Origin of the sequence: Rhodococcus sp. BP-316 (assembly GCF_019836105.1) — a bacterium.
Classification (GTDB): domain Bacteria; phylum Actinomycetota; class Actinomycetes; order Mycobacteriales; family Mycobacteriaceae; genus Rhodococcoides.
The window spans coordinates 26,997-41,950 of sequence record NZ_JABUEE010000002.1 but is presented as its reverse complement, the minus strand read 5'-3'; the positions used below and the strand labels follow the sequence as shown (position 1 = coordinate 41,950).

Here is a 14,954-nt window from a genome sequence, read left to right as displayed (position 1 = left end):
CGCCCTGGGAGCGCAGCTCCGATGGGGCGCAGCAGCGCAGCTCCGACGCGGCCCAGGATCCGATGATGGTGCCCACGAGCGTCGCACCCCCGGTCCGTCCTGCCGCCCCGACCCGCATATCCCCGGCCGCGGCGTCACCGCAGCCGGCGTCCGGCTCCAGCTCCTCCCGCCTGCTCTCCGCGACGGGTGCGATCGCGTTCGCGACGTTGATCAGCCGCATCACCGGATTCGCCAAGCAACTGCTGCTGGTGACGGTGCTGGGCACCACCGTCGCCACGTCGTACACCGTCGCGAGTGTCATCCCCAACATGATCGCCGAGCTCGTCCTCGGTGCCGTGCTGACGGCCATCGTCGTGCCGGTGCTGGTGCGGGCGGAGAGCGAGGACGCCGACAACGGCCGTGCTTTCGTGCGCAGGCTCTTCACGGCTGCGCTGACCATGCTGATCCTCGCGGCGGTGCTGGCGACGGCCGCGGCGCCACTGCTCACGCGCTACGTCTTCCTGTCGGAGGACGGCCAGGTGAACACGGGCCTCACCACCGCACTCCTTCTCCTGCTGTTGCCCGCGATCCTGTTCTACGGCCTCTCCGCTCTGTTCACGGCGATCCTGAACACTCGGCAGAACTTCAAGCCCGGTGCCTGGGCACCCGTGCTCAACAACCTGGTGGTGCTCGCCGTCCTGGTGATCTACCTCGTCGTACCGGGCGAGATCTCTCTCGATCCGGTGCGCATCAGCGACCCGAAGCTGCTGGTGCTGGGCGTCGGCATCACGCTCGGCGTCGTGGTCCAGGCCCTGAGTCTGGTGCCCGCGCTGCGGCGAAACAAGATCGATCTGCGCCCGCTGTGGGGGCTCGACGACAGGCTGCGTCAGTTCGGCGGCATGGCCGTCGCGATCGTGCTCTACGTCGTCATCAGTCAGGCCGGCATGGTGTTCGCGACGCGCATCTCCTCGCACGTCGACCCCGCCGGCCCGCTCATCTACAACCAGGCCTGGATCCTGCTGCAGCTGCCGTACGGCGTGCTCGGCGTGACGGTGCTGACGGCGATCATGCCCCGGCTCAGCCGCAACGCCGCCGCCAAGGACACCCCGGCCGTCGTCGACGACCTGTCGGTGGCCACCCGGATGACCATGCTCGCGCTCATCCCGGTCATCGGCTTCCTCACCGTGGCCGGCCCGCAGGTCGGCGAGGCTCTGTACGGCTACGGCAACTTCGGCGCAGCCGACGCCGAGCGACTCGGTGAAGCCGTCAGCTGGTCGGCCTTCACCCTCGTTCCCTACTCGCTCGTCCTGATCCACCTGCGGGTCTTCTACGCCCGCGAGCAGGCGTGGACGCCCACGTGGATCGTTCTCGGCATCACCGGCGTCAAGATCGCGCTGTCCGCCCTGACGCCGTTCCTGGCGACGTCGGATCGATCCGTGGTCCTGTTGCTCGGCGCGGCCAACGGTCTCGGCTACATCACCGGGGCGATCATCGGATGGATGCTGCTGCGTCGCAGCCTCGGCGAACTACGACTCGCGGGAGTCCGGCGCACGGTCGCGGCGACGCTGATCTCCACCGCGATCGGCATGCTCGCGGTGTTCGCGGCCGACACGGCCCTCGGGCTCGACCGTCTGACCGGACCGGGCGCGCTGCTCCGCGTCGCTTTCGACGGCGCAGTCATGCTGCTGATCACCGGTCTGTGCCTGTACCGGGTACGGATCCCGGAAATCGAATCCATCACCGTCGCGGTGGCGCGTCGCCTCGGCCGCGCCCCGGCCGTGACGTCCGGACCTGTGACGACAGCGCATGTCGGAACCGATCCGATGTACGCGGAGACCGAGTTGATCCCCGCGATCGGCGGCCCCGACATGCCCCCGGTGGGTCGGCCGACCGAGGGGTTCGGTCGGGCCACCGGCGCGGGTCGGCTCCCGTACCCTGACAGGCGAGTGGACCCGCGAGCACACGGCGGTTCCCGCGCGCCGATGTACACCGGAGACGAGTCGGAGACGACGATCATCCCCGCGTACACCGGCGCGTTCACGACCAGTAGTGACGAAGGAGTGTCAGTGACCGACGACGAGGGTGCACGGGGGCGTACGCCGTCCGAGGCCGAGGACGCCGCTCAGCCCGGTGGCGTGTCCACCGACGACCGTCGCGTCGCCGACTCCGATGCCGCCACCGGGTCGTCCGAGGACACCGACCGGCAGCACGACGCGTCCACCACGGATCCGATCGAGTCGAGCCCCGACGTGTCCGGCCAGGCCGACGTCACCGAGACCGAGCGCACGGCCGACGAGACCGAGTCCGGACTCGTCGACACCGGCGTCATGCCGGTCGGATCGCCCACGCTGCCCCCGGCCGTCCCCGTCGCCGAGTCGCCCCGCACACCGTTGCGCGGACCGAAGCTCATCCCCGGCGCGTCGGTCGCCGGCGGGCGCTACCGCCTTCTCGCACCGCACGGCGGCGCACGCGGCCTCAAGTTCTGGCAGGCCCACGACGTCAAGCTCGACCGCGAGGTGGCCCTGACGTTCGTCGACGCCGACCAACGATCGACCGGCGACGCCCCCGAGCGCGCCGACGGCCCGCAGGCCGTGCTGTCCCGGACTCTGCGCCTGGGCCGGATCAACTCGCCCGGCCTCGCCCGCGTCCTCGACGTCGTCCGCGGCAGCTCGGGCGGCATCGTCGTCGCGGAGTGGACTCGCGGACGATCCCTGCGCGAGATGGCCGACACGGAACCGTCGCCCCTGGGCGCCGCCAACGCCATCAAGTCGCTGGCCGCTGCGGCCGAGGCCGCCCATCGCGGCGGCGGCGCACTGTCCATCGACCACCCGGACCGTGTGCGCATCAGCATCAAGGGTGACGCCGTTCTCGCGTTCCCGGCCACCTTCGGTGATGCCGATCCCGGCTCCGACGTACGCGGACTGGGCGCGATGCTCTACGCCCTGATCACCGCGCGGTGGCCCCTGGGCGACCCGTCGGGCCCCGCGACCGTCGGCGGGATGCGCATCGCCGATCGCACGGCGTCCGGTGCGGCCGTCGAGCCCCGCGAGATCCGCCCCGACGTACCGTTCGAGATCTCCGCCGTCGCCGTGCGTGCCCTCGAGCAGAACAGCGGCATCCGGACCGCCGCCACCGTGCAGCACATCCTCGGCCAGGCCGCGGTGGTCAACGAGAAGACCGAGATGATCCCCGCACTGCGGCTGGGTCAGCGGCCGCCCGGATCGACCGGTCACGCACTCGCCGACCCCGACGACGAGCCGCCCGCGGACCGCTCCAACGTCATGGTCGCCGCGTTGGTGGGCCTCGGAGTCCTCACTGTCGTGGTGCTCGGCCTCGTCGGCTGGTGGCTCGCCAACCTGTTCGCCGGCGGCGGTTCCGACGAACCTCTCACCGAGCAGAACTTCGGGCTCACGACGTCCGCGTCGGCTCCGGCCGCGCCCGGAGAGGCGGCACCCGCGCCGACCACCGTGCCCGTCGCTCTGTCGTCCGTCGACGTATTCTCACCGCAGGGCACCCCGGACAACCCGGGCACCGTCGACAACGTGGCCGACAACGACGCGGGGACGGTGTGGGAGACGGACTCGTACTTCAACCCGTTCCCGTCCCTCAAGTCCGGCGTCGGCATCATGGCGACGCTCGACCAGGAGACCACTCCAGCCAGCGTCTACGTGAACTCGCCGTCGCCCGGCACGGTCGTCGAGATCCGGTCGGCCACCAGCGCGACACCCAGCCTGGACGAGACCCAGGTGATCGGGTCCGCGACGCTCGGCAACGGCCTCACCGACATCGCCGTCACACCCGACGGCCCCGTCCGGTACGTGCTGTTCTGGATCACGGATCTCAGCACAGCCGGTGGCGGCAACCAGAGCACCATCGCGGACATCGGGGTCTCCGCAGCATCCTGATCGCCGCGTGTCGTGCGCTGTCACAACAGATTTCGTGACCAGCTCGGACGGTTCGTTTCTGGGCTAGCCTCCGCGGGTGCGACAAATCGGGGGAGTCGCGGGTGGTGAGGCCACGGACGGCGAGCTGCTCGCGGCGCACATCGCGGGGGACGCGACGGCTTTCGCCGTGCTCGTACGACGCCACCAGGACCATCTCTGGCTCACGGCACGGAGGGCCAGCTACTCCGCGGAGGACGCGGCGGACTCCCTCCAGGAGGCGCTGCTGTCCGCGCACCGCACCGCCGCCTCGTTCCGTGCGGACGCCGCCGTCCGCAGTTGGCTGCACCGGATCGTCGTCAACGCGTGCCTCGACCGCATCCGCCGCAATCGCGTCCGACCCACCGTGCCGCTCGGGGAGGAGACCCGCGAGCCACGTGATCCCTTCGACCGCTACGCCGACGTCGATCTCTCCCTCGTCGTCGAGAAGGCACTGTTCTCACTCCCTCCCGACCAGCGCGCCGCGATCGTCGCCGTCGACATGGAGGGGTACTCCGTCGCCGATGCCGCCGCGGCGCTCGGGGTTCCCGTCGGCACGATCAAGAGCCGTTGCGCCCGGGGCCGTCAGAAGCTCGCCGTCGTCCTCGCCTCCGTCCGTGTGCAGAACTCGGACGAGTGAGGGGAACCGGGGACCCGCCGCGAGCGTCCTATCTGTCATGGCGACAGACGAGGCGGTGACGTGTCCGTGACCGACCGCGCTCCCCTCACTCCCGACCTCCTCGCCGACCTGCACGCGGGCCTGCTCCCGGAGGACGAGGCCGCCCGCATCCGCCAGCGCGTCGAGACCGATCCCGAGGCAGCGGCCCGTCTGGCCGACCTGGACGCCGTCGTCGACATGGTGCGCGCACGGGGCGCCGATCTCACCGCCGGTGTCACGATGCCGCCCGACGTCGCCGCGCGACTGCACGGCGCACTCACCGGAGTACCGCGGGACGAGTTGGCGGCACGACGCTCGGGCCGACGCACTCGGATCCCGATCATCGCGGCGGCCGCGGCGATCGTCGCGCTGGTGGGGGCCGGTGCGGGCCTGGCACTCGCGTCCATCGAGACGGTCGAGGGCGGTGATCAGGTGATCGCCTCCGCCCGGCCACTCGACGACCGCACGGTGTTGTCCGTCGTCGGGTCGGTCGATCGAGGCCGCTTCGTCGATGCCGCCGTGCTGGCCGGTTGCCTCGAGGCCAACGGCATCCCGGCGTCGGCCACGGTGGTCGGATCCGGCCCGGTCACCCTGGACGGCATCGAGGCGACCCTTCTCGTCACGGCCGGGACCACGCCCGGTTCGCTCGTCGCGGTCGCTGTGGGCGACTCCTGCGGTCCGGACGATCCGGACACGGTCTCGCGCGCGGAGATCGGCTGACACGCCCGGTGCCGTCGCCTCGGGCCGCCTGCCTCGAGTGAGGGAACAACGTCTCCTGACCTAGTGTTGAGGGCATCAGAGGGCGAGCGCTGGAGCGCCGACCCTGGTTCCACACACGATCTCGGAAGGCGAAGATGACTACTTCGGACATCCACGACCTGATCATCGTCGGGTCCGGTCCCGCCGGCTACACCGCTGCGGTGTACGCCGCTCGCGCGGAGCTGAAGCCCCTGGTGTTCGAGGGCACCCAGTTCGGCGGCGCGCTGATGACCACGACCGAGGTGGAGAACTTCCCCGGCTTCCGTGACGGCATCATGGGCCCCGACCTCATGGAGCAGATGCGCGAGCAGGCCATGCGTTTCGGCGCCGACATCCGCACCGAGGACGTCGAGGAGCTGTCACTGACCGGTGACGTCAAGACCGTGACCGTCGACGGCACCGAGTACCGTGCCCGCGCGATCATCCTGGCCATGGGTGCCGCCGCACGCTACCTCGGTGTTCCCGGAGAGCAGACGCTGCTCGGCCGCGGCGTCTCCGCGTGTGCGACATGCGACGGCTTCTTCTTCCGCGACCAGGACATCGCCGTCATCGGTGGTGGCGACTCCGCCATGGAGGAGGCCACCTTCCTCACCCGTTTCGCGCGCTCGGTCACCATCGTGCACCGCCGCGAGGAGTTCCGTGCGTCGCGCATCATGCTCGAGCGCGCCAAGGAGAACGAGAAGATCACGTTCGTCACCAACGCCGACGTCGTCGAGGTGCAGGGTGAGTCCGGCGTGACGGGTCTGAAGATCCGTGACACGGGATCCGGTGAGGAGCGCGTCCTCGATGTCACCGGCGTGTTCGTCGCCATCGGCCACGACCCCCGCTCCGAGCTCGTCCGCGGACAGGTCGAGCTCGACGACGCGGGCTACGTGGTGGTTCAGGCGCCCACCACGTCCACCTCCATCGACGGTGTCTTCGCGGCCGGCGACCTGGTGGATCACGTCTACCAGCAGGCCATCACCGCGGCCGGTACCGGCTGCGCCGCGTCCATCGACGCCGAGCGCTGGCTCGCCGACCAGGGCGACATCACCGAGAACACGCTCGAGAACGCCGACCGCGACGTCGACGTCGTGAGTGTCTGAGCACCGTCCATCCCGCTACGTCCGGCACACGAGAGGCACGAGAACATGACCGACAAGAACACCGTCACCATCAGTGACGACACCTTCGCCACCGAGGTCCTGCAGAGCGAGAAGCCCGTCCTGGTCGACTTCTGGGCGACGTGGTGCGGACCGTGCAAGATGGTCGCACCGGTGCTCGAGGAGATCGCCGGAGAGCACGCGGACAAGATCACCGTCGCCAAGCTCGACATCGACGCGAATCCGCAGGCAGCGCGTGACTTCAAGGTGATGTCCATCCCCACCATGATCCTGTTCCAGAACGGTGAGCCCGTGAAGACCATCGTCGGAGCCAAGGGCAAGGCCGCGCTGCTGCGCGACCTGGACGGCGTCCTCGCCTGACCTGACATTCCCGCACCACCACACGCCCGGCCTGTCCATGACACGCCGGGCGTGTGTGCGTTCTGCGGCCGGGACGATTGTGGGAGGAGCATGATCTTCTGAGACAATCGTCCATCAGGAACACCCACCGAGGACGTGTACCGCCGGTCGCCGTTGCGACCGGTCACGAAGAAGGGTCGACGACAGTATGAAGCCACTCCGCCACGGCGATCGAGGTCCAGCCGTCGCGGAGGTCCGGGACATCCTCTCGGGTCTCGGCTTCCTGCCTCCCTCGGCCGCGGTGGACGGCGACACTGCCTGGGCGGAGCCGGACGTCCTGTTCGACGCCGCTCTCGACGAGGCCGTCCGCGCGTTCCAACAGCAGCGCGGCCTCCTGGTCACCGGCGAGGTCGACACCGCCACGTACCGCTCGGTGAAGGAGGCATCCTTCCGACTCGGCGCCCGCACCCTGATCTACCAGCTCTCCGCTCCGCTGTACGGCGACGACGTCGCCACCCTGCAGCGTCGCCTGCAGGACCTGGGGTTCTACAACGGACGGGTCGACGGCTACTTCGGTGGCGAGACGCACGAGGGTCTGTCGTCCTTCCAGAGCGAGATCGGACTGTCGCCCGACGGCATCTGTGGACCCGCCACCCTGCGTGCCCTCGACCTGCTCGGCACCAGGGTCACCGGCGGATCGCCGCACGCGATCTCCGAGGAGGAGCTCGTCCGTCGGTCGGGACCGCAGCTGACGGGCAAGCGCATCGTGATCGACCCGGGACTGGGTGGCGTGAACTCCGGCATGGTCGTCCAGACCCCCGACGGTCCGCTGACAGAGGAGGCGATCCTGTGGGATCTCGCCGGACGGCTCGAGGGGCGCATGGCGGCGACCGGTATGGAGACGTACCTGTCGCGTGCCCGGTCCGCGGATCCCAGCACGGCTGAGCGTGCCGAGACCGCCAACGGTATCGGCGCCGACCTCATGATCTCGCTGCGCTGCAGCAGCTACCCGTCGCCGGTGGCGCACGGTGTGGCCAGCTTCCACTTCGGCAATTCACACGGCTCCGCGTCGCTCATCGGTCAGGTGCTCACCAGCTACATCCAGCGTGAGATCGTGGCACGGACCTCGTTGCAGGACTGCCGGAGTCACGGTCGCACGTGGGACCTGCTGCGTCTGACCAACATGCCGACCGTGCAGCTCGAGCTGGGTTACCTCACCAGCCACGAGGACGTCGAAGTACTCGCCGATCCGCGGATGCGCGACATCATCGCGGAGGCCGTGCTCGTCGCGGTGAAGCGCCTGTATCTCCTCGGCCAGGACGATCAGCCGACGGGAACGTTCACCTTCGCCGAGCTGCTCGCCTACGAGCTGTCTGTCGCCGAGGGCGCCTGACACTCCTCCGTCCGGCCGGCCGGACGTCGCTCAGCGAGCCCCGACGGGCACGCGAGCATCGGCTTCCACCACGGTGAGTGCTGCAGCCTCCAGCAACCGCTCGAGCGCAGCCTCCACGTCTTCCTTCCACCCGTGGTCCCGATCGAGCTCCAACCGGAGCCGCGGGAACCGGTGATGCGGAGCCACGACCTCGAAGCCGTACTTCTCGAGGAAGTCGGCGTCGATCATGCAGGTCGCCTCCCCGCACGGCGGGGTGTCGATGAGGGACCGGCGTTCGTCGACCTCGGAATCCTCGAGCCGGACTCCGAACGCCTCGAGAGCTCGCACACCACGGTTGACGAGATCGCGCACCACTGCGTGCAGGAGCGTGTCCCGAATTCCGTCACCGTCCTCCGCGGACAGCGGTGAGTAGAGCGACGTCAACAGGACTGCATCCGGGCTGACCGGTGCGGTGGGGAAGTGCGCGACTCGGGGCACGGCGCCGGGAGGTGCGTACAGAGCGCACCCCACCGAGTCGGAGGATGCCGGTACATCGGCGCCCGCGACATCGGTGGCGACCTGTCCGCACGGACCCCACTCGAGCATGACCATCGACAGCCACGCTTCCTTCTCGAATTCGGTGTCGACGAGAGTTGCCGTGGAGGGGGCCGCGGGATCCATGGTCCAGAAGACGCACTGGCGGTCGTGTGCCGGCAGCGCATCGAATCCGCCGAGGGTGAGTGTGGAGACGACGATCGACACGCGTTGACTCAGCCTCCGTACCCCGACTCGCGGCGGCGACGAGCCTCCGCGACTGTGTGTGCCCCTTCAGGATAAGCGATAGGCCTCTCCCGAGGACACCACGTCGCCCGCCAGACGAAAGTCGAAGCAGTGCACTGACTTTCGGTTTCGATGGCGAAGTTACGTCACAGTGACGAAAGGAGCGGGGGTGGCCGTACCCGCGATCGACGCGGTCACGACGACTTCTGGCGTTCCATCATCTCCACGATGCGCTGAAGGTCGTCCACCGAGCCGAACTCGACCACGATCTTGCCTTTACGCTTGCCGAGGCTCACGGTGACACGGGTGTCGAACGATTCGGAGAGCCGCTCCGCGACGTCCTGCAGACCCGGCATCTGGATCGGCTTGCGTTTCGGAGCCGGGGCCGGCGCAGCCGGGTCCTCCCGATTCGCGAGAGTCACCGCTTCTTCGGTGGCTCGCACCGACATGCCCTCGGCCACGATGCGTGCCGCCAACTCCTCCTGTGCCGCGGCGCCCGCCTCGAGCGACAACAGTGCTCGAGCGTGACCGGCGGACAGAACGCCCGCCGCCACGCGCCTCTGTACGGGAATGGGGAGCCGTAGAAGCCTGATCATGTTCGTGATGACGGGGCGTGATCGACCCAGCCGCGCAGCGAGCTGATCGTGCGTCACGTCGAACTCCTCGAGGAGCTGCTGGTACGCAGCCGCCTCTTCGAGTGGGTTCAGCTGGACCCGATGAATGTTCTCGAGGAGCGCGTCGCGGAGGAGCGTGTCGTCGGCTGTCTCGCGCACGATCGCCGGAATCGCGTCGAGTCCGGCTTCCTGGCTCGCCCGCCATCGGCGCTCACCCATGACCAACTGGTAGCGCTCGTCGCCGATCTGGCGGACCACGATCGGCTGCATGAGGCCGAACTCGCGGATCGAGTGCACCAGTTCGTCGAGCGCTTCCTGCTCGAACACCGAGCGCGGCTGCTTCGGATTCGGTTCGATCTTGCTGGGTGCGATCTCCCGATAGACCGCGCCGGCGGGCGAGAGGTCGTCCTCCACGATGGACGGCGGAGTGGGGGACGGAGCCGTCGCCGTGCGGGACTCGCCACCGATGACGACGTCCGCGGCCGCCGATCCCAGGCCGGAACTCTGACCGGGGGATGTCGGTATGAGAGCCGCCAGACCGCGGCCGAGACCGCCCTTCTTGGTCGAACTCATGCCGTTCCCTCCGTTGCTGCGTTCATGCTCGCGCTCCGCGCTGCCATCTCACGCCCCGCGTCGAGATAGGACATGGCGCCACGTGAACCCGGGTCGTAGTCCAAGACGGTCATTCCGTATCCGGGAGCTTCGGAGACCTTCACGCTGCGAGGAATCACCGACTTGAGTACGGCATCACCGAAGTGCTTGCGCACCTCGTCGGCCACCTGGTCGGCGAGCTTGGTTCGGCCGTCGTACATCGTGAGGATCACGGTGGACACGTGCAGACGCGGATTGAGGTGCGCCTGGACCAACTCGATGTTGCGCAGCAGCTGACCGACGCCTTCCAGTGCGTAGTACTCGCACTGGATGGGGATGAGCACCTCCGTTGCCGCGACCATCGCGTTGACGGTCAGGAGTCCGAGCGACGGCGGGCAGTCGATGAGGACGAAGTCGATCTGCAGATCGTCGAGCGCCGCGCTGGACAACGCAGTCTTGAGTCGACCTTCGCGAGCCACCATGGAGACCAGCTCGATCTCGGCGCCTGCCAGATCGATCGTCGCCGGGATGCACATCAGGCGATCGTTCTTCGGGCTGCGTTGAATGGCCTCCACGGCGGTGATCTCACCGAGGAGCAGCTCGTAGCTGGACGGGGTGCCCGACGTGTGGACGGCGCCGAGAGCCGTGGACGCATTGCCCTGGGGATCCAGATCGACGACCAGAACAGACAGTCCCTGCACAGCGAGTGCCGCGGCGATGTTCACCGCCGTCGTCGTCTTGCCGACGCCGCCCTTCTGGTTGGCGATCGTCAGCACTCTCCGGACCGGGGGGCGCGGCAGAGCGACGCCGCTCTTGTGCAGAACCTGGCTCGCGCGCTGCGCCGCCGCACCGATGGGGGTGTCGTCCGACGTGATGGGGGAGTAGCCGTAGGACTCCGATGCCGATCGTGTTTCACGTGAAACGTCGACGGCGGGTGTTTCACGTGAAACAGCGGCTTCGGATTCACCCGACATGACTTGCTCCTTCGACAACGATCGATCCACGCAGACGTCAGCGTGAGCCGGCGGAGAACTTGGGGACGCGGTTACCACGCACAGCGCGCTCCGCGCGTACAACGATAGTCGGTGTGGGAACGACGCCCTCACCACACTGCAACACCTGGAAGTTCTTCGCGCCTATCCGCGTGAGCGTCCCGGAGTCGCGATCGATCTCCTCCTGCGCCGTGCTGCCCTTCAAGGCGAGCATCACGCCGCCCTCGTGCACGAGGGGCAGGGACCAGCGCGCCAACTTCTCCAACGGGGCAACCGCACGCGACGTGACGATGTCACAACCGCCGGCTTCCTTGATGACGCCCGGCTGCTCGGCCCGTCCGCGCACCACCGTCACGTCGAGACCGAGTTGCTCCACGATCTCTGCGAGATACACCGTGCGCCGTAGGAGCGGCTCGACGAGGAACACGGACAGATCCGGTCGAGCGATCGCGAGCGGGATCCCTGGCAGCCCGGCGCCACTGCCGACGTCGACAACGCTGGCGCCCTCGGGGATGAGTTCTCCGACCACAGCGCAGTTCAGGAGATGACGCTCCCACAGCCGAGGGACCTCCCGCGGACCGATCAATCCTCTGACGACACCGTCACCCTTCAGGGAGTCGTAGTACGCCCGAGCCGTATCGGCACGGTCACCGAACACTCGAACGATGGCATCGTCGACCCACGCTGGAGTCGCGGACTCTTCCTCTTGTTCCACGTGAAACATCCTCTCGCGTCGTCCTGGGTGGTCGTGAACCACACTCGTGTAATTCTGCTGACGCCGGGCGCCACGCGCTGGAGGCAGTCTAGTGAGGACCGCAGACATTCCTCACCCGCCGAGACGTCGTCCGACCCCGGGCACGAGAAAGGGGCGCGGTCCGTGGACCGCGCCCCTTGTCGACTCCGTCGTCAGATCACTCCTTGACGACGACCACGTGTCGATTCGGCTCGACGCCGTCACTCTCACTCGTCACACCGGCGATCGTCGCCACAGCGTCGTGCACGATCTTGCGCTCGAACGGGGTCATCGGCTCCAGAGGTTCGCTGTCACCGGACGCCGCGACGCGCTCGGCGGCCTCGGTTCCCAGTCGCGTCAACTCCTCGCGGCGGCCCGCACGCCATCCGGCCACATCGAGCATCAGCTTGCTGCGGTCGCCCGTCGACTGCTGCACAGCGAGACGCGTCAGTTCCTGCAGTGCGTCGAGTACCTCACCCTTGCGACCGACCAGCTTGTTGAGATCCTTGCCGCCGTCGATGCTGACGACTGCACGGTCACCCTCCACGTCGAGGTCGATGTCGCCGTCGAAGTCGAGGACGTCGAGCAACTGCTCCAGGTAGTCGCCCGCGATCTCGCCCTCTTCGACGAGGTAGTCCTCGGCGTCACCCTCGGGCTCGTCCGCCTCTGTGTCTGATTCCGGGGTCACGGGAGCAGCGGCCACCACGGTGTCGTCTGCCGAGGCCTCGACCTCGGGTGTGCTCTGGTCGTCCGTCTTCGAATCGATGGTCACGTTGTCGTCCATTTCCGTTCGCACTCGTATCACTTCACGTGGTTCTGGTCCGCGGGCGGACCGGCGGGGTCACGACGGCCGGATCAGCGGCGCTTCTGCTGCTTGGGTCGCACCTTGCCGGGAGGAGTCTTCTTCTTCCGAGGAGTGGTGGCGCCGTTGGTGGCCGCGGTGCCCGGTGTCGGGTTCGACTCCGATGATGCCGTGTCACTGCCGGTGTCCGTGGTCGATTCTGCCGCGACGGCGCGGGTGGGCTTGGCTCCCGGTGCCGGCTTCTTCTTCAGAGCGTCAGGGCGCGCACCGGGCTTCGGAGCGTTCTCGTTCCGGCGCTCCAGAGCGGCTTCCTTCTTCGCCGCCTCTTCCTTGTCGATGCGACCGAAGACGAGGTGCTGCTGCGCGTAGGTCCACACGTTGTTGCTCACCCAGTACAGAAGGATGGCCACGGGGAGGAACGGGCCACCGACGAGCACGCCGAGCGGGAACACGTACAGAGCGAGCTTGTTCATGATCGCGGACTGCGGGTTGGCCGCAGCTGCCTCGCTCTGACGCGCCACCGACGCGCGCGAGTTCAGGTGGGTCGCGATGCTGGCGATGATCATCAGCGGGATCGAGACGGCGAGGATCGGACCGATCGACGGGATGCCGCCGAACGGCTCGAACGCGCGCAGCTGCGACTCGGGTGACGTGATGGCCGCCGAGATGGGCGCACCGAACAGACGTGCCGACAGGAAGGACTGAACATCCTCGACGCTGAAGAAGTAGTTCGGAGTCTCGGCGTTGACCTCCGGGCTCAGACCCAGCTGCCCGATTCCGGTGCCGGTGCGGTTGAACGACCGGAGCACGTGGAACAGGCCGATGAACACCGGCGCCTGTGCGAGCACGGGGAGGCAACCCATGATCGGGTTGAAGCCGTGCTCCTTCTGGAGCTTCTGCATCTCCACGGCCAGCTTCTGACGGTCCTTGCCGTACTTCTTCTGCAGAGCCTTGATCTGCGGCTGAAGTTCCTGCATCTGGCGCGTCGTCCGCACCTGCTTGACGAAGGGCTTGTAGAGGATCAGACGCAGTGTGAAGACGAGGAACACCACGGACAGCGCCCAGGCGAAACCGCTGTCCGCGCCGAGCACGGCGCCGAACACTTTGTGCCAGACCCAGAGAATTCCGGATACCGGGTAGTAGATGAAGTCGAGCACGGCTCTATGTACTCCTCTGTTGATTCACCCTCACGGGGTCACGAGACTGCGGGCAAGCGTGGTCGGTGTCGGTGGGCACCGCGTCGGCACCACCCCGGAGACGACGCGGGGGTGGAACGGGATCCCACCCACCAGGGTGCCAGGGCGCGCACTTCAGGAGGCGGACGACCGCCAGAACGGCACCGACGACGAACCCACGGGTGCGGAGCGCCTCCACGGCGTACTCACTGCACGTCGGCGTGAATCGACACGTCGGAAGGCGAAGAGGGGAGATAAAGGACCGGTACCCCTCGATGATGAGGATGACCGATCGGGCCGGGAGAGACATCAGCCGACGCAGGAGGCTCCGGTCGGACGCAGGCTCGACCGGGACCGGATTCGCGGACTCCGTCATCACGTCTCGGACCGGCCGAGGGCGCGGGGGCGCTCGGCGGGAACCGGGTGAGAGGAGTTCATCGCGCGCATCGCTCCGAGTCGTCGCAGACCCGACGCCAGCTGGCGTTCGAGTTCGGAGGACGGCGCGGTCGCTGCTCCGGGCAGTGCCCGCACGACCACGTCGACATCCGACTCGACGAGAGGAAGCATCGAGCTGCAGATATGACGAAGCCGGCGTGCGACTCTGTGTCGAGTCACCGCCGGCCCCACTGCTTTACTGACCACGAGCCCGAAACGCGGGTGTCCGGAAGAGACGAGAGCGTTCTCGTCCCCCCGGAACCTCAGGTGCACGACGATGTCGTGGCGTCCTGTACGGCGGCCGCGGCGCACCGTCGCCTGGAAATCCGACGACTGGTGCAGCCGATGCTGCTCAGGTAACACCCGAGCGTTCCGGTTACCGGGAAATCAGGCGGTCAGCGACGCGCGGCCCTTGCCGCGACGAGCCGACACGATCGCGCGACCGGCCCGCGTGCGCATGCGCAGACGGAAACCGTGCACGCGTGCACGACGACGGTTGTTCGGCTGGAACGTCCGCTTGCCCTTGGCCACGGTGGTACTCCTCGAGATATCGGCAGTCCCGAGGACTGCCGGTGGTGTGCTGATGGTCGCGAGTTCGGCGAACTCGAGTTCGGTGGCCACTCGCGCAGGAGAACGGCAGGACCGATCCACGCATGTCGCGGGTGACCGTTCGAGGGTACTGACGGCGTCGAACGAGGTCAA

At 68.1% G+C, this 14,954-nt stretch carries 15 protein-coding genes; 6 read left to right on the top strand and 9 right to left on the bottom strand.

What is annotated here, in order from left to right:
• Positions 1-62 precede the first annotated feature (62 nt).
• The 6 genes from murJ (at position 63) to HQ312_RS03520 (ending at position 8,151) form a co-directional block, all read left to right on the top strand.
• The gene (gene murJ, locus HQ312_RS03545; RefSeq protein ID WP_374198279.1) at positions 63-3,884 is read left to right on the top strand and encodes a murein biosynthesis integral membrane protein MurJ; all 3,822 of its coding nucleotides are present in this window, start codon (positions 63-65) and stop codon (positions 3,882-3,884) included.
• 76 nt (positions 3,885-3,960) lie between these two features.
• A complete protein-coding gene (sigM, locus tag HQ312_RS03540; protein ID WP_056440861.1) occupies positions 3,961-4,539 on the top strand; it encodes an RNA polymerase sigma factor SigM in 579 nt (192 codons plus the stop codon).
• Positions 4,540-4,599: 60 nt separating this feature from the next.
• Positions 4,600-5,277, top strand: coding sequence for a hypothetical protein (locus tag HQ312_RS03535; protein ID WP_222637843.1), 678 nt, complete (start codon positions 4,600-4,602; stop codon positions 5,275-5,277).
• Positions 5,278-5,411: 134 nt separating this feature from the next.
• Positions 5,412-6,401: a thioredoxin-disulfide reductase gene (trxB, locus tag HQ312_RS03530; protein WP_056440853.1), complete on the top strand. Its 990-nt coding sequence runs from the start codon at positions 5,412-5,414 to the stop codon at positions 6,399-6,401.
• A 45-nt stretch (positions 6,402-6,446) separates the two neighbouring features.
• On the top strand, positions 6,447-6,779 hold the full coding sequence (gene trxA, locus HQ312_RS03525; RefSeq protein WP_027505953.1) for a thioredoxin: 333 nt from the start codon (positions 6,447-6,449) through the stop codon (positions 6,777-6,779).
• A gap of 187 nt (positions 6,780-6,966) precedes the next feature.
• On the top strand, positions 6,967-8,151 hold the full coding sequence (locus tag HQ312_RS03520) for an N-acetylmuramoyl-L-alanine amidase (protein ID WP_027505952.1): 1,185 nt from the start codon (positions 6,967-6,969) through the stop codon (positions 8,149-8,151).
• A gap of 30 nt (positions 8,152-8,181) precedes the next feature.
• Here HQ312_RS03520 and HQ312_RS03515 read toward each other — a convergent pair whose 3' ends face one another.
• From HQ312_RS03515 to rpmH, 9 genes are all read right to left on the bottom strand, one after another.
• On the bottom strand, positions 8,182-8,892 hold the full coding sequence (locus HQ312_RS03515) for a hypothetical protein (protein ID WP_056440849.1): 711 nt from the start codon (positions 8,890-8,892) through the stop codon (positions 8,182-8,184).
• Between the two features lie 212 nt (positions 8,893-9,104).
• Complete coding sequence (locus HQ312_RS03510) at positions 9,105-10,097, bottom strand: ParB/RepB/Spo0J family partition protein (protein WP_027505950.1); 993 nt, start codon at positions 10,095-10,097, stop codon at positions 9,105-9,107.
• Positions 10,094-11,089: a ParA family protein gene (locus HQ312_RS03505; protein WP_027505949.1), complete on the bottom strand. Its 996-nt coding sequence runs from the start codon at positions 11,087-11,089 to the stop codon at positions 10,094-10,096. The genes HQ312_RS03510 and HQ312_RS03505 overlap by 4 nt, the downstream gene beginning before the upstream one ends.
• A 37-nt stretch (positions 11,090-11,126) precedes the next feature.
• On the bottom strand, positions 11,127-11,831 hold the full coding sequence (rsmG, locus tag HQ312_RS03500) for a 16S rRNA (guanine(527)-N(7))-methyltransferase RsmG (protein WP_222637842.1): 705 nt from the start codon (positions 11,829-11,831) through the stop codon (positions 11,127-11,129).
• A 187-nt stretch (positions 11,832-12,018) separates the two neighbouring features.
• The gene (locus tag HQ312_RS03495; protein ID WP_222637841.1) at positions 12,019-12,624 is read right to left on the bottom strand and encodes a protein jag; all 606 of its coding nucleotides are present in this window, start codon (positions 12,622-12,624) and stop codon (positions 12,019-12,021) included.
• Between the two features lie 71 nt (positions 12,625-12,695).
• Positions 12,696-13,799, bottom strand: coding sequence for a membrane protein insertase YidC (gene yidC / locus HQ312_RS03490; protein WP_027505946.1), 1,104 nt, complete (start codon positions 13,797-13,799; stop codon positions 12,696-12,698).
• Between the two features lie 4 nt (positions 13,800-13,803).
• On the bottom strand, positions 13,804-14,127 hold the full coding sequence (yidD, locus tag HQ312_RS03485) for a membrane protein insertion efficiency factor YidD (protein WP_374198278.1): 324 nt from the start codon (positions 14,125-14,127) through the stop codon (positions 13,804-13,806).
• Between the two features lie 65 nt (positions 14,128-14,192).
• Positions 14,193-14,615 (bottom strand): ribonuclease P protein component, encoded by a 423-nt coding sequence (gene rnpA, locus HQ312_RS03480; RefSeq protein WP_222637839.1) that lies wholly within the window; start codon positions 14,613-14,615, stop codon positions 14,193-14,195.
• 24 nt (positions 14,616-14,639) lie between these two features.
• Positions 14,640-14,783 carry a 50S ribosomal protein L34 gene (gene rpmH, locus HQ312_RS03475; RefSeq protein ID WP_027505944.1) on the bottom strand — a complete coding sequence of 48 codons (144 nt, stop codon included), beginning with the start codon at positions 14,781-14,783 and terminating at the stop codon, positions 14,640-14,642.
• Positions 14,784-14,954: the final 171 nt, after the last annotated feature.

Bases quoted from the DNA above. Each gene is read 5' to 3' on its own strand.
- yidD (WP_374198278.1), bottom strand. From the start codon at position 14,127: ATGTCTCTCCCGGCCCGATCGGTCATCCTCATCATCGAGGGGTACCGG.
- rsmG (WP_222637842.1), bottom strand. From the start codon at position 11,831: ATGTTTCACGTGGAACAAGAGGAAGAGTCCGCGACTCCAGCGTGGGTC.
- murJ (WP_374198279.1), top strand. From the start codon at position 63: ATGATGGTGCCCACGAGCGTCGCACCCCCGGTCCGTCCTGCCGCCCCG.
- HQ312_RS03520 (WP_027505952.1), top strand. From the start codon at position 6,967: ATGAAGCCACTCCGCCACGGCGATCGAGGTCCAGCCGTCGCGGAGGTC.
- HQ312_RS03510 (WP_027505950.1), bottom strand. From the start codon at position 10,097: ATGAGTTCGACCAAGAAGGGCGGTCTCGGCCGCGGTCTGGCGGCTCTC.
- trxA (WP_027505953.1), top strand. From the start codon at position 6,447: ATGACCGACAAGAACACCGTCACCATCAGTGACGACACCTTCGCCACC.
- HQ312_RS03505 (WP_027505949.1), bottom strand. From the start codon at position 11,089: ATGTCGGGTGAATCCGAAGCCGCTGTTTCACGTGAAACACCCGCCGTC.
- HQ312_RS03495 (WP_222637841.1), bottom strand. From the start codon at position 12,624: ATGGACGACAACGTGACCATCGATTCGAAGACGGACGACCAGAGCACA.
- trxB (WP_056440853.1), top strand. From the start codon at position 5,412: ATGACTACTTCGGACATCCACGACCTGATCATCGTCGGGTCCGGTCCC.